Origin of the sequence: Microbacterium sp. AZCO (assembly GCF_039614715.1) — a bacterium.
GTDB lineage: Bacteria > Actinomycetota > Actinomycetes > Actinomycetales > Microbacteriaceae > Microbacterium.
Genome location: NZ_CP154857.1, coordinates 377,609 through 391,515, shown reverse-complemented (window position 1 = coordinate 391,515; position 13,907 = coordinate 377,609). Strand labels below are relative to the sequence as shown.

At 71.8% G+C, this 13,907-nt stretch carries 13 protein-coding genes; 4 read left to right on the top strand and 9 right to left on the bottom strand.

Annotated features, from left to right (window positions below; genetic code table 11):
• The 5 genes from AAIB33_RS01790 to AAIB33_RS01770 form a co-directional block, all read right to left on the bottom strand.
• Complete coding sequence (locus tag AAIB33_RS01790; RefSeq protein ID WP_345801860.1) at positions 1–1,440, bottom strand: LCP family protein; 1,440 nt, start codon at positions 1,438–1,440, stop codon at positions 1–3.
• The gene (purE, locus tag AAIB33_RS01785; protein WP_345803485.1) at positions 1,437–1,904 is read right to left on the bottom strand and encodes a 5-(carboxyamino)imidazole ribonucleotide mutase; all 468 of its coding nucleotides are present in this window, start codon (positions 1,902–1,904) and stop codon (positions 1,437–1,439) included. The genes AAIB33_RS01790 and purE overlap by 4 nt, the downstream gene beginning before the upstream one ends.
• A 112-nt stretch (positions 1,905–2,016) precedes the next feature.
• Positions 2,017–3,153: a 5-(carboxyamino)imidazole ribonucleotide synthase gene (locus AAIB33_RS01780; RefSeq protein ID WP_345801859.1), complete on the bottom strand. Its 1,137-nt coding sequence runs from the start codon at positions 3,151–3,153 to the stop codon at positions 2,017–2,019.
• A 54-nt stretch (positions 3,154–3,207) separates the two neighbouring features.
• A complete protein-coding gene (locus tag AAIB33_RS01775) occupies positions 3,208–3,777 on the bottom strand; it encodes a PH domain-containing protein (protein ID WP_345801858.1) in 570 nt (189 codons plus the stop codon).
• 57 nt (positions 3,778–3,834) lie between these two features.
• Positions 3,835–4,629, bottom strand: coding sequence for a biotin--[acetyl-CoA-carboxylase] ligase (locus tag AAIB33_RS01770; RefSeq protein ID WP_345801857.1), 795 nt, complete (start codon positions 4,627–4,629; stop codon positions 3,835–3,837).
• 112 nt (positions 4,630–4,741) lie between these two features.
• Between AAIB33_RS01770 and AAIB33_RS01765 the strand changes: the two genes are divergently transcribed.
• Both AAIB33_RS01765 and AAIB33_RS01760 read left to right on the top strand, forming a co-directional pair.
• The gene (locus AAIB33_RS01765; protein ID WP_345801856.1) at positions 4,742–6,340 is read left to right on the top strand and encodes an acyl-CoA carboxylase subunit beta; all 1,599 of its coding nucleotides are present in this window, start codon (positions 4,742–4,744) and stop codon (positions 6,338–6,340) included.
• Complete coding sequence (locus AAIB33_RS01760; protein ID WP_345801855.1) at positions 6,337–6,570, top strand: acyl-CoA carboxylase subunit epsilon; 234 nt, start codon at positions 6,337–6,339, stop codon at positions 6,568–6,570. Before AAIB33_RS01765 ends, AAIB33_RS01760 begins: the two co-directional genes overlap by 4 nt.
• Before the next feature lie 396 nt (positions 6,571–6,966).
• On the opposite strand, the gene AAIB33_RS01755 is transcribed toward AAIB33_RS01760, so the two are convergent.
• From AAIB33_RS01755 to AAIB33_RS01740, 4 genes are read right to left on the bottom strand one after another with little or no spacing between them, the layout of a single operon-like run.
• Positions 6,967–8,019: a hypothetical protein gene (locus tag AAIB33_RS01755; RefSeq protein ID WP_345801854.1), complete on the bottom strand. Its 1,053-nt coding sequence runs from the start codon at positions 8,017–8,019 to the stop codon at positions 6,967–6,969.
• The gene (locus tag AAIB33_RS01750; protein WP_345801853.1) at positions 8,016–9,269 is read right to left on the bottom strand and encodes an ATP-binding protein; all 1,254 of its coding nucleotides are present in this window, start codon (positions 9,267–9,269) and stop codon (positions 8,016–8,018) included. Before AAIB33_RS01750 ends, AAIB33_RS01755 begins: the two co-directional genes overlap by 4 nt.
• Positions 9,259–9,927, bottom strand: a complete 669-nt coding sequence (locus tag AAIB33_RS01745) for a response regulator transcription factor (RefSeq protein WP_345801852.1) — start codon at positions 9,925–9,927, stop codon at positions 9,259–9,261. Before AAIB33_RS01745 ends, AAIB33_RS01750 begins: the two co-directional genes overlap by 11 nt.
• A 9-nt stretch (positions 9,928–9,936) precedes the next feature.
• Positions 9,937–11,232: a TRAM domain-containing protein gene (locus tag AAIB33_RS01740; RefSeq protein WP_345801851.1), complete on the bottom strand. Its 1,296-nt coding sequence runs from the start codon at positions 11,230–11,232 to the stop codon at positions 9,937–9,939.
• A 147-nt stretch (positions 11,233–11,379) separates the two neighbouring features.
• Between AAIB33_RS01740 and AAIB33_RS01735 the strand changes: the two genes are divergently transcribed.
• Positions 11,380–12,027 carry a Maf family protein gene (locus tag AAIB33_RS01735; protein ID WP_345801850.1) on the top strand — a complete coding sequence of 216 codons (648 nt, stop codon included), beginning with the start codon at positions 11,380–11,382 and terminating at the stop codon, positions 12,025–12,027.
• A 78-nt stretch (positions 12,028–12,105) separates the two neighbouring features.
• The gene (locus tag AAIB33_RS01730) at positions 12,106–13,872 is read left to right on the top strand and encodes a biotin carboxylase N-terminal domain-containing protein (RefSeq protein ID WP_345801849.1); all 1,767 of its coding nucleotides are present in this window, start codon (positions 12,106–12,108) and stop codon (positions 13,870–13,872) included.
• Positions 13,873–13,907 lie beyond the last annotated feature (35 nt).

Here is a 13,907-nt window from a genome sequence, read left to right as displayed (position 1 = left end):
TCAGCCCGCCGCCGGGGTCGGTGTCGGCGGGTGCAGCTTCGACTGCACGAGCTCCTTCACGTACGCGAAGTCGGGATGCTGGAAGTCGACGCCGCCCTCAGGCGTGAGCTCGATCGTCTGCACGGGCTGCTCCTTCGCCTTCAGCGCGAGATCGGCGAAGTACGGGAGCATCGACTGCGGCAGGTCGGTCTTGACGAGGTCGCTGCCCGCGGCCGCGACGGCGTTGAAGTGGGTCAGCACGTTCGCGGGCGTGAACTGCGCGAGGATCGCCTCCTGCAGCTGCCGCTGGCGCTTCATGCGGTCCCAGTCGCTCGTCGTGTAGCGCGATCGCGCGTACCACTGCGCCGTGTCGCCGTCCATGTGCTGCGCGCCCGGCTCGATCCAGCCGATCGCCCAGTCCTCCGCCGGCTGCCCCTCGTAGGCGGGGCCGCCGCCCTTGGGAAGGCGCTCCGACACGGTGATGTCCACGCCGCCGAGCGCATCCACGAGGTCGGCGAAGCCCTTCATGTCGAGGAAGACGTAGTACGGGATCTGGATGCCGAGCACGCCCTCCGCGGCATCCTTCGTCGCCTCGACACCCGGCGTCGATCCCTTGCTCGCGGCTTCCGGATAAATGGATGCCCCGTCGCGGCAGACCTCGAGCTCGGTGTTGAGCTGGTTGATGGCGCTCGTCCACCCGCAGGTCGAGCTCGACTTGCCCGTGTGGCCGTCGGGGTAGAGCTCGTGCATGGGACTGTCGGCCGAGAACGGCACATCGGGCATGTCTCGCGGGATGCCGGTGATCGTGACGGCGCCGGTCTCGGCGTTGACCGACACGACCGAGATGCTGTCGAAGCGCATGGAGTCGCGGCCCGCGCCGCTGTCGGCGCCCAGGAGCAGGATGTTGTAGTACCCGTCGGAGGGTGGCACGGAAGGACCGCTCGCGCCGAAGATCGCGCCGAGGGTGTCGCGCGTCGTGCCGGCGAGCTGCGAGGCGTAGACGGCGCTGCCGCCCGCGACGACGAGGAGCCCGACCGAGAGCAGCGCGATGCCGAAGCGGGCCACACGTCCCGTGCGGACGAGCCGCACGAGCCGGATCGTGTCGATCGTCAGCACGACCCACAGCACCGCGTAGGCGATGAGCACGATCTGAACCGCGAGGAGGAAGAACCAGTTCGTGGCGAGCGTCACGAGCACCGATCGCCACAGCACGGCGCTGAGCACGGTGAGGATGAGCAGCACCCACATCGCGAGGGTGGACGCGATGCCGACGCGGCCGAGGCGGCGGTTGCCCGCGAGCACCTGGGCGGATCCGGGCAGCAGGAAGTTCAGTCCGACGAGCCACCAGCCGCGCTTCGTCATGAGCTCGCGCGAGGACGCGTCGGGATAGCGCAGCGGCCGCTCCTCCACGACGCTCCGCGGCAGGGCCGACGCGGTGCGCGGCGGGCTCGCGACGCTCACAGCGACTCCTTGAGCCGCTGGTTCTTCGCCTCCACCTGGGCCTCGAGGTCGCGCGCGTAGGCCTCGACGCGGTCGCCGAGGGCAGCATCCGTCGTCCCGAGGATGCGGGCCGCGAGCAGGCCCGCGTTCTTTGCCCCGCCGATCGAGACTGTCGCGACGGGGATGCCGGCGGGCATCTGCACGATGCTGAGGAGCGAGTCCATCCCGTCGAGGTAAGCGAGCGGCACGGGCACGCCGATCACGGGGAGGGCCGTCACGGAGGCGAGCATGCCGGGCAGGTGCGCAGCGCCGCCCGCGCCCGCGATGATGACGCGGAGTCCGCGGCTGCGCGCCTCGGTGCCGTAGCGGTGCAGCTTCTCAGGCGTGCGGTGGGCCGAGACGACCTCGACCTCGTGCGGGATGCCGAAGTCCGTGAGGGCCTGCGAGGCGTCGCTCATGACGCGCCAATCCGAGTCGGAGCCCATGACGACGCCCACGAGCGGAGCATCCGAGGAGTGGAGGGGGGCTGTCACTCGTCAAGGGTAGGGCGCGAGGCTGGAAGAACCCCGCAACGGCACGGCTCCCTGCGAGCTGAGGTCAGTCGAGGAAGTGGGATGCCGCGGCCCGCGCCTCGTACACGACGTCGTCCAGATCCTCGCCGACGGTGTTCACGTGGCCGACCTTGCGGCCGGGGCGGGGCGACTTGCCGTAGGTGTGCACCTTCGCGCCCGGGTACTCGGCGAGCGCGGCCGGGAAGCGGTCGTCGAGGGCGCCCTCCGTCGGTCCGCCGAGGATGTTGACCATGACGGCCCACGGCGCGCGCGGCGAGGGGTCGCCGAGCGGCAGATCGAGCACGGCCCGCAGGTGCTGCTCGAACTGGCTCGTGACGGCGCCGTCCTGGCTCCAGTGGCCGCTGTTGTGCGGACGCATCGCCAGCTCGTTGACGAGGAGCCGCGCATCGGTGGTCTCGAAGAGCTCGACGGCCAGCATCCCGGTCACGCCCAGGCCTTCGGCGATCGCGACGCCGATGCCCTCCGCGACCTCGAGCAGGCGCTCGCTCGCGTGAGGTGCGGGCGCGATGACCTCGGCGCACACGCCGTCGCGCTGCACCGTCTCGACGACGGGGTAGGCGCGCACCTGCCCCGACGGGCGCCGGGCGACCTGCTGCGCGAGCTCGCGTGTGAAGTCGACGAGTTCCTCGACGAGCAGCGCCCCGCCCCGTGCGTCCTCGGCCAGGGTCGCGAACCAGTCGTCGGCCTCCGTGCCCGCGGAGACGACGCGCACCCCCTTGCCGTCGTACCCGCCGCGAGGCGTCTTCACGACGGCGCGGCCGCCGTGGGCGTCGAGGAACTCCTGCAGCTCGGCGGCGTCGTGCACGGCCGCCCAGTCGGGCTGCGGCATCCCGAGCTCGGCGAGTTTGGCGCGCATGACGAGCTTGTCCTGCGCGAAGCGCAGCGCGTGGGGGCCGGGGTGAACGGCGACGCCCTCGTCGAGGAGGGTGCCGAGCACCTCCTGCGGGACGTGTTCGTGGTCGAAGGTGACGACGTCGACGTCGCGCGCGAATGCGAGGACGGTCTCGGCGTCGCGGTAGTCGCCCACGGCTGTGGCGGCGAGGGATGCCGACATCCCGTCCTCTTCCGCGAGCACCCGCACCTCGACGCCGAGCTCGACAGCGGGGGCGATCATCATCCGGGCGAGCTGTCCGCCGCCGACGACTCCGACACGCAAAGGCATGGGACTCCTTCTCCTCGAACCACCATCATCCCATCGCGCGTCGCGCGACGACGATCAGGCGGTGGGAGGGAGCGGGGGCGGGGTGGGCGCCTGCGGCAGGGGAAGCTCGCGGTGCGCCAGGATCTGGTTGACCTCGACCTGGTCGACGAGGCACTCGTGCACGAGGTCGACGCTGGGCACGTTCGTGAGGCGCATCGGCTCGTCGACGCCGTTGGAGAGGATGAGGGTTCCCGCGCCCCACATCCGCTGGAGGGGGCCGCGCCTCAGCTGGATGGCATACCCGCGCACGTGAGTGAGCTCGCGACGCCGGGGCACGATTGCACCCGAGCGCTCGATGACGCGTCGGGTCGTGATGGTCCAGGTGTGCGCCCACCAGGCCAGGAACGGCCAGAGCGCGAGGAAGAAGAGCACGACCGCCGCGGCGGCGAGCAGCATCCAGTTGTGGAACGGCGCGGGCAGGTTGCCATAGAGGAAGCCGACGGCTCCCGCCACGACGATGAGGACGAGCGACGGCCACACGAGTCTGCGGGCGTGGCTGCGGAAGCGGGCGACGCGCAGCTCGGGCGTGGGGACGCCCGGCGCCGGGGTCTTGGGCCGGCCCCCGAACGTCGCCGGCTGGGTCATGCCTCCATTGTGCGGGTCGACGCCGCCTGTTGGTCGGATTGCTACGGCGAGAGGGCGTCAGCGCACGTGCACGACGTCGCCGGCCGAGACCGTGGTGAGGACGTCGCCCGACCGGACGACGAGGCGCCCGTCGGGGTCGAGGCTCTCGGCGCGACCCTCCAGCTTCGATCCGTCCGGCAGCGAGACGACCACGTCGCTGTCGATCGTCGAGCAGAGCTCCGACACCTCGGCGTGCACCCCCGACGCCTCGGCGTCGCCGCCGGCTTCGACGAGGGCCGCGAGCAGCCGGTCGAGCGCCGTCAGGTAGTCGGCGAGCAGCCGGTCGTCGTCGCACTCGAGGCCGACCGCCTCGAACGACGTCGCGGTCGCGAGCGGGAGGTCGGTCCGCGGCATCCGGGTGTTCACTCCCGAGCCGATCACGACGGCGTCATGGAGTCCGGGCACGACCTCCGCGAGGATGCCGCACACCTTGCCCGCGTCGAGGAGGACGTCGTTCGGCCACTTGAGTCGCGCCGCGTGACCCGACGCGATGAGCTGCTCGCCGATCGCCCGCGTCATCGCCGCGCCCGCGATGAGCGGGATCCAGCCGCGGGCCGGAATCGGGAGGTCGGGCACCCGCACGACCACCGACACCGCGAGCGCCGTGCCGGGAGGCGTCGTCCACGAGCGGTCGAGCCGCCCGCGACCCGCGCGCTGATCGGTCGTCAGCAGCAGCGAGAGATGCGGCCAGCCGCCGGGATCGTCGGTGACGGCCGCAAGGACATCGGCGTTCGTCGAGTCGGTCGTCTCGACGATCTGGACGCGCGGGCTGACGGCGGCGGCGAGCGGGTAACCCTCTTCGGGAATCGGCATGCCGCCCACCCTACGGCCGGCGGTGAGGGGCCGTCAGGTCTTGACAGCCCACAGCGGGAGCCCCGCGCCCTTGTGCGAACCCTCCAACCGCTCGCCGAGCCCCGCCGATAGTGTGGAATCCGTGACTGACACGCCCGACCTGTCCACGACCGCCGGCAAGATCGCGGATCTGCGCGCCCGCTACCAGGAGGCCGTCCTCGACGCCGAGGAGGCGGCCCGCGGAAAGCAGCACGCGAAGGGCAAGCAGACGGCGCGCGAGCGCATCGAGCAGCTCGTCGACACGGGCTCGTTCGTCGAGTTCGACGAGTACGTCCGCCACCGCACGACCGCCTTCGGGATGGACAAGTCGCGCCCGTACGGCGACTCGGTCGTGACGGGCGTCGGCACGATCCACGGCCGCACGGTGGCCGTCTACGCGCAGGACTTCTCGACGTTCGGCGGGTCGCTGGGCGAGGCGGCCGGCGAGAAGATCATCAAGATCATGGAGCTCGCGCTCCGCAACGGCATGCCGTGCGTCGGGATGCTGGACTCGGGCGGCGCCCGCATCCAGGAGGGCGTGATCGCCCTCGGCAAGTACGGCGAGATCTTCCGCCTCAACACCGCGGCCTCCGGCGTCATCCCGCAGATCTCGATCGTCATGGGTCCCGCCGCGGGCGGTGCCGTCTACTCCCCCGCCCTGACCGACTTCGTCGTCATGGTCGACAAGACGAGCCAGATGTTCGTCACCGGCCCCGACGTCATCAAGACGGTGACGGGCGAGGACGTCGGCATGGAGGAGCTGGGCGGCGGCTACACGCACAACACCCGCTCGGGCGTCGCGCACTATCTCGCCGAGGACGAGGAGGACGCGCTCGACTACGTGCGCACGCTCCTCGGCTTCCTCCCCGACAACAACATGGCCGAGCTGCCGGTCTACGAGTCGGGATTCGAGTGGGAGACGACGGATGCCGATCGCACCCTGAACACGATCATCCCCGACTCGCCCAACCAGCCGTACGACATCCACACGGTCATCTCGCACATCGTCGACGCGGGCGACTTCCTCGAGGTTCAGCCGCTCTTCGCGCCGAACATCGTGATCGGCTTCGGCCGGGTCGAAGGCCGCACCGTCGGCATCATCGCCAACCAGCCCTCGCAGATGGCCGGCACGCTCAACATCGAGGCGGGCGAGAAGGCGAGCCGCTTCGTGCGCTTCTGCGACGCCTTCTCGGTGCCGATCGTGACCCTCGTCGACGTTCCCGGCTACCTGCCCGGCACCGACCAGGAATGGACGGGTGTCATCCGGCGCGGCGCGAAGCTCCTCTACGCCTACGCCGAGGCGACGGTGCCGCTCGTCACCGTGATCCTGCGCAAGGCTTACGGCGGCGCGTACATCGTCATGGGCTCGAAGCAGCTCGGCGCCGACGTGAACCTCGCGTGGCCGACGGCAGAGATCGCCGTCATGGGCGGCCAGGGCGCCGTCAACATCCTCTACCGCGGCGAGATCAAGCGCGCGGAGGAGGCGGGCGAAGACGTCGCTGCGGTGCGCACGCGCCTCGCCAACGAGTACACGTACAACGTCGCCTCGCCGTTCCTCGCGGCCGAGCGCGGCGAGCTCGACGGCATCATCGAGCCGGCGCAGACGCGCGTCTCGATCGCCAAGGCGCTGCGGGCGCTCCGGGGCAAGCGCGCGAGCCTCCCGCCCAAGAAGCACGGGAACATCCCGCTGTGACGGGCGACACCGCCGCTGACGACGGCATCACGATCGACGTCCTGCGCGGAGCTCCGACCGATGTGGAGCTCGCGGCGCTCATGGCCGTCGTCAGCGAGGCCTACGTCGAGGAGGCCTCCGACGCCGTCGCCGACGACTCGCGCCGCTCGGCGTGGGAGCTGTCGCAGCGCGCTCTCCGCGAGCCGCTGCGCCGTGACCTCGGGTGGGGCCGCGGGGGCATGAGGGGCTGACCGGCTGTCCCCCATGGGGGACGCAAATGTCCCCCGAAATACCTACAGACGGAAAATACCCACCCCTGGATACTTGAAGTGCTGGAACGCTTTGCGTTCGGCTGACCTGACTGTCCCAAGCAGCCCCAGGTTCGGCCACGCGAACGGTTTTCGGGTAACCGTTCGCCAGGCGGGGGGCAGGCAATCTGCCGCCCCCCGCCTCTTCCGATTCCGCTCCCCGCCTCGGTTCCCCTCCCCCACCGAGACGGGGAGCGAGATTCTTTTCGCCCCGGATGCCGGGATGCCGGTGGATGCCGCGGGCGGGCCACAGACGGATGACGGTGGATGCCGCGGGCCCAGCCGTCCTCGTCGGTGCCGCGGCCCAGCCGCACTCGTCGATTTTGAGGCCGCGCCGCCCTACGGGTGGGGGATCTCGCGCCAGAGCTCGACGGCATCCTCGTCGGACAGCCCCAGCTCCGACGCCGATCGCCCCACGACCGTCACGGCGACGCGCTCGTCCGGCGACGTGCGGATGTACAGGCGCTCGGACGTGGAGGCCTTGAGCGTCTCGGCGAGCTGCGCCTGGATCAGCGCCAGCGACGCGTCGTCGAGGCCGTCCAGGCCGCCCTCGTCGAGCACCGTGACCGTCGCCCCACGGCGGCGGGCGGCATCCAGTTCCGTCCTCACGTCGTCGTTGAGGAGCCGCGGTCCGCGCATCTCGTCGCGGAGCGCCCCCTCGGCGATGCGCGCCTCGAGCTTCTCTCGCTCGTCGAGCAGGCCGCCCGTCGCGACCGTGCGCGTGAGGATCGGGCCGGCGACGGCGAGCGCGCGCTGCACCTGCACGCGGCGCTCGCGCTGACGCACGGCCTGCGAGGCCTGCCAGGCCGAGGCGGCACGCTGCAGCTGCGCCAGGCGCGCCGTGTCGCGGGCCGCGCGGTCCATCGACATGAGGAGGAGCTGGGCGACGGCGACCCACACGATCGACCCCAGCAGGCCGAGCAGGAGGGCGTCGATCGGCCCCATCCACGCGATCGACGCGACCGCGAGCGCGACGATGCCGGCCCACGCGACCCACGGGCGCCGACGGACCATCACGATCGTCATGAGAACGCCGATTCCGCCGAGGTACCACGTGCCGAAGGGGGCGTCGCGCGACTCGGGACCCACGCCGATCGCGATGCTGCTCGGCACGAGCACCGCGACCGTGAGAGCGAGGACGCACGCCCACACGGGCAGGATCCGCGGGCCGTGGGAGCCGATCGTGAGGAGCATGCCGTCCTCGTCGACGACGGGCGTCTGCGGCCGCGGATCCCAGAAGATGCAGAGCCAGGTCGTGACGAGGTAGAGACTCAGCGCGACGACGATGACGTACGGGTAGGGCACCGGGTCCGTCCACAGAAGTCCCCGCGCGGCGAGGTAGGCGGTGAACGCGATCCCGAGCGTCACGAGCACCGTGCGGACGCTGATCACGCGCCGGCCTCCCGCCACTCGAGCCGCACCGTCGTGCCGCGCTCACCCGAGGTGATGGCGGCCGTGCCGCCGACGGCCGCGACACGGGCGACGATCGACGCGCGGATGCCGAGCCGGTCGTCCGGCACGTCGTCGATCGCGAAGCCGCCACCCGTGTCGCGCACGTCGATGCGCATGCGGACGGGATCCGGCACGGCGCGCACCGAGACGGTCAGCCCCTCGCCGTCGGCGTGCTCGACGGCGTTGGTGATCGCCTGCATCGCGGCGAGCATGAGCGCACGGGCGACGCGGCCGGGAACAGCCGAGTGCTCACCCAGGATGACGCGCTCGGCACGGATCTCGACGCCGAGCTCGCCGGCAGACCGCTCGATCGCGTCGGCGATGGCGGCGGCATCCATCGGCTCGTCGCTTCCCTCCTCGGGATCCTGCTCCGTGTTGGCCAGACGCGTGAGGGCTTCGCGCGCCATCGCGGCGGCGAGGGTGCGCTCGCGGTCGGTCTGCGCGCGCTCCCCCGCGATGAGGGCCGCCAGCACGCTGTCGTGCATGAGCGCGGCGACCGCGATGCGCTCCTCCTCCGCCGCGTCCGCCGCCGCGGCGGAGGCGTACGACTCCACGGCACGCACGCGGGTGCCGTCGACGTTGACGCCGACCGAGCGGAACAGCCACGCGAGCGTCAGCAGGATGAATCCGAGGATGAGGGCGAACGAGACGTCGAGGATCACCGGGATCCAGAAGTCGCTCGCGAAGCCGCCCTGGATGAGCCGCACGATGCCGAAGACGATCGGCACGAGCGCCGTCCAGGCGATCTGCAGGACGAGCGGGAAGGCCAGCACCCCCGCCACGGTCGCGACGTTGACGAGGTACCAGATCCACGGCTCGGTCTGCGGGTCGGCGGTGCCGCCGCGCGTCGCGACGGGCCACACGATGAGGGCCGCGAGGTAGGCGACCGCGAAGAGCCCCGCGAAGGCCCGGACACCGCGGCCGATGCCGCACGCGACGAGCATGAGGGCGAGCGGCCCGAACGTCGCCGCGACGAGGATGTCGTGCCACATCGCGGTCTCGTCGGCGGGGCCGAACGACAGGACGAACGCCTGCACGCCGAGGATGAGGCATCCGAGTCCCGCAGCGAGGCCGATGGCCCGCTCGATGCGGCGGCGCGTGAACGATCCGAGGCCTGCCGTGGTCTCTCGCGTCTGCGGGATGTGCCCCCAGGCGTCGTCGAGAACCGACTCCGTGGCGTCAGTCGTCACCCGCGCTGCCTCCCGGAGTCTGCGACAGGATGCCGTCCTCCATCGCGCGACGCAGGAGGTCGACCTTCGTCGGCGCCGGCCGGCCGACCTCGACGTATTTGACGCGCACGCGCGTGATGTTCTCCTTGGCCGTCGAGTACGCGACGCCCAGGCGGTCGGCGACGACCTTGAGCGGGAGCCCCGCGGCGTAGAGCCGCAGCACCTCACGCTCGCGCACTGAGAGCTGCGCGTCGGCGAACTCGCGGTCGCCCTCGACGGCGCTCGCCCACTCGACGTTGTTGAGCGGCTCGCCGCGCGCGACGGTGCGGATGGCGGCGATGACGTCGCCGATGGGCGAGGCCTTGCTGACGACCCCCGCCGCACCGGCGGCGAGAGCCTCGCGCACGGCAGCGGGCCGGTCGGCGACGCTGTGGATGATGACGCTCGAGCCGTCGGACGTCAGCCGCCGCACGTTCTCGGTGACGGTCGTGCCGTCCCCGAGCGTGAGGTCGAGCACGACGACATCGGCCGGCGGGGCGGCGCTGAACGAGCGCCAATCGAGGTAGGCCCCGACGGTGCTGCCCGAGAACACGACGGCCTCGGTGCCGCCGCGCGCGCACGCGGCCTCGAGGCCGAGCCGCACGGACTCGTGGTCGTCGATGAGGGCGACGCGCGTCATGCGCCCAGGCTAGCGCGCGACGCCGACGCGGGTCAGGGTCGTGACGGCTTCGACATGGTGCGAGTTGGGGAAGAGGTCGAACGCCGCGACACCCTCGGCCTCGTAGCCGTGCGCACGGAAGGTGGCGAGGTCCCGGGCGAGGGCGACGGGGTCGCAGGCGACGTAGACGACGGTCGCCGGCGCGAGCGCCGCGACCCCCTCGACCACCTCTCGGCCGGCGCCGGACCGCGGCGGATCGAGGACGACGACCCCGCGCGACAGACGCTCGCGCTGGGTGAGGGATGCCTCGTCGCGCAGTCGCCCGATCCACCGGTCGACCCGCCCCGTCTCGGCACGGGCGCCGACCCAGTCCGCGAGGTTGGCGCCCGCGTGCTCGGTCGCTCGGGGGTCGGACTCGACGGAGGTCACCCGCGCGCCGCCGAGGTCCGCGATCGTCGCGGCGAACAGGCCCACACCGCCGTAGAGGTCGAGGTGCCAGCCGTCGGGGTCGACCGTGCCACGAAGCTGATCCGCCACCACGGTCGAGAGCGTGTGCGCGGCGAGGCGATGCACCTGCCAGAAGCCGCCCGCGTCGACGCGGAAGTCCCGGCCTCCCGCGCGTTCCACGACGACCTCGCGGCCCGGGTCCTTGCCATGGTGGCGCTGCCGCGGCGCTCCCCGACGGGGGCCGCGCGGGGCCTCGGGCTTCGGGATGACCCGCACCCGCCCGTCCGCGGGCTGGATGAGGTCGATGCGTCCGGGCTTGCCGGACGAGAGCTCGGCCGCCGCGCGCGCGACCTCGGGGGTGGCCAGCGGGTGGTCGTCGACGGGGATGACATGGTGACTCCGCGCGGCGAACGGGCCGATCCGCCCCTCCTCGTCGACGTGCAGGCTCACGCGCGTGCGCCAGCCGGTGCCGTCGGGGGTCTCCTGGCCCGCCCGGTCGTCGGCGAGCGCGGGCTCGATCGTGACGGGGAGCTTGAGACGGCCGATGCGCTCGAGGGCATCCTGCGCGACCCGGAGCTTGAGCTCGCGCTGGTGCGCGAGGTCGATGTGGCCGAAGTCGGCGCCGCCCGGGCGGTGGTCGGGAGCCACGTCGATGTCAGCCTGACGCCACACGTGCGGGCGCCGGTGAGGAGAGGCATCCAGGATCTCGAGAGCCTCACCGCGCCAGAACGACCCCTTGGCGGTATCGGTGAGGCGCACGCGAACCCGCTCGCCGGGGATCGCGTCGGGCACGAACACGACGCGCCCCTCGTGTCGGCCGACGAAGACGCCGCCGTGCGCGACGCCCGTGACGTCGAGGTCGATGAGGCCGTCTTCCATGCGTTCGAGCCTCCCACATCGCGCCTGGGGCGTGCCGGACTCCGGCTGCCTGTGACTCGCGGGCGGTCTCCGCCCCGGAAATCCGCGGGTGAGCCGGCCCGTTCGTCACAGCGAGCCGGAGTTCGGCACGCCGGATACCGTTGACGCATGCGCGTGCTCCTGGCCTCGACGTCACCCGCCCGCCTCATGCTGCTGCGCCAGGCCGGCGTCGAGCCGCAGACGACGGCACCCGATGTCGACGAGGAGGCGGTCATCGCGGCGGTCGAGTCGGCCGAGGGCCGCACCCTCGCGCCGGACGAGCACGTGCTCCTGCTCGCGCGCCGCAAGGCGGCGGACGTCGCCGCGCGCTGGGCGGAGGACGACCCCGCGTTCGACGGCATCGTCATCGGCGGCGACTCGATGTTCGAGCTCGACGGCGAGGTGCTCGGCAAGCCCTACACGCCCGAGGCCGCGACGGCGCGGTGGCGGGCGATGCGCGGGCGGACGGGCGTGCTCCACTCCGGCCACTCGGTCTACCGACTGCGGCCCGGGGCCGAACCCGTCGAAGCCCACGCGGTCGCGCAGGCGTCCGTCAGCTTCGCGGCGGATGTGACGGATGCCGAGATCCAGGCCTACGTCGCGACGGGCGAGCCCCTCCATGTCGCGGGCGCCTTCACGATCGACAGCCTCGGCGGCCCCTTCATCGAGCGGGTCGAGGGCGATCCGTCGACGGTGGTCGGGATGTCGCTGTCGACCCTTCGTCGACTTGTGCGCGAGCTCGGTGTGGAGTGGCCCGAACTGTGGAGTCGCTCGTAGGGTCCCGCACACGTGAGGGGGCGTTTCTTGTGCGAGGCACCCAAAAACGCGAGGGACCCCATCGGTAGGCTGACAACCATGCCCAAGATCGCCAAGGTGCTCGTTGCCAACCGCGGGGAGATCGCGGTACGCGTCATCCGCGCCGCACGTGACTCGGGCAAAGCCTCGGTCGCCGTCTACGCCGACCAGGACCGTGACGCCCTGCACGCCCGTCTCGCCGACGAGTCCTACGCCCTCGAGGGCGCGACGAGCGCCGAGACCTACCTCTCGATCGACAAGATCCTCTCGGTCGCGCGCCGCTCGGGCGCCGACGCCGTGCATCCCGGATACGGCTTCCTGGCCGAGAACGCCGACTTCGCCCGCGCCGTCATCGGCGCGGGCCTCGTCTGGATCGGGCCGTCGCCGGAGGCGATCGAGGCGCTGGGCGACAAGGTGACCGCGCGCCACGTCGCCGAGAAGGTCGGCGCTCCCCTCGCACCCGGAACGCCCGGTCCCGTCGCCGGCGCACACGAGGTCGTCGAGTTCGCCGAGCGAGTCGGCCTGCCGATCGCGATCAAGGCCGCGTACGGCGGCGGCGGACGCGGCCTCAAGGTCGCGCGCACGATCGACGAGGTCCCCGAGCTCTTCGAGTCCGCGACGCGCGAGGCGATCACCGCCTTCGGCCGCGGCGAGTGCTTCGTGGAGAAGTACCTCGACAAGCCGCGTCACGTCGAGACGCAGTGCCTCGCGGATGCCGCGGGCAACGTCGTCGTCATCTCGACGCGCGACTGCTCGCTGCAGCGCCGTCACCAGAAGCTCGTCGAGGAGGCGCCCGCGCCGTTCCTCACGCCCGAGCAGAACGAGATCCTCTACTCGGCCTCGAAGGCGATCCTGCGCGAAGTGGGATACGTCGGCGCCGGCACGTGCGAGTTCCTCATCGGCGCCGACGGCACCATCTCCTTCCTCGAGGTCAACACGCGCCTGCAGGTGGAGCACCCCGTCTCGGAAGAGGTCACCGGCATCGACCTCGTGCGCGAGCAGTTCCGCCTCGCCGAGGGCGGAGAGCTCGACTACGACGACCCCGCCCCCGATGGCCACTCGATCGAGTTCCGCATCAACGGCGAGGACCCGGGCCGCAACTTCCTCCCCCAGCCCGGTCCGATCAAGGTCTTCAAGACCTTCGGCGGTCCCGGCATCCGCCTGGACTCCGGCGTCACCGCGGGCGACAGCGTGAGCGGCGCCTTCGATTCACTGCTCGGCAAGATCATCGTGACGGGCCGCGACCGCGCCGAGGCCCTCGAGCGCGCGCGCCGCGCCCTCGACGAGTTCGAGGTCGGCGGCCTGCCCACCGTGCTGCCGTTCCACCGCAAGGTCGTGCGCGACCCCGCCTTCACCGCCGAGGACGGCGTCTTCGGCGTCTACACGCGGTGGATCGAGACCGAGTTCGTCAACGACATCCCGCCGTGGGACGGCGAGCTCAGCGACATCGCCCCCGCCCCCAACCGCCACACGGTCGTCGTCGAGGTCGCCGGCAAGCGCCTCGAGGTGAGCCTGCCCGATCGCATCGTCGCCGCTCCGGTCGCCGCCGGCCGCCCCGCGGCCGTGCCCCCGTCCCGCCGTTCGCACGCGCCGTCGGTCGTGGCCGGCGCATCCGGGGACGCGGTCAAGTCGCCCATGCAGGCGACGATCGTCAAGGTCGCCGTCGAGGAGGGCCAGCAGGTCGTCAAGGGCGACCTCGTCGTCGTGCTCGAGGCGATGAAGATGGAGCAGCCGATTCAGGCTCACAAGGACGGCGTGATCGGCGCGATCGACGCCGACCCCGGCACGACGGTGTCCGCGGGGCACCAGCTCCTGACCATCTCCTGACGCCCGCGTCTCGGCGCGACCCTATGGTCTCGCCG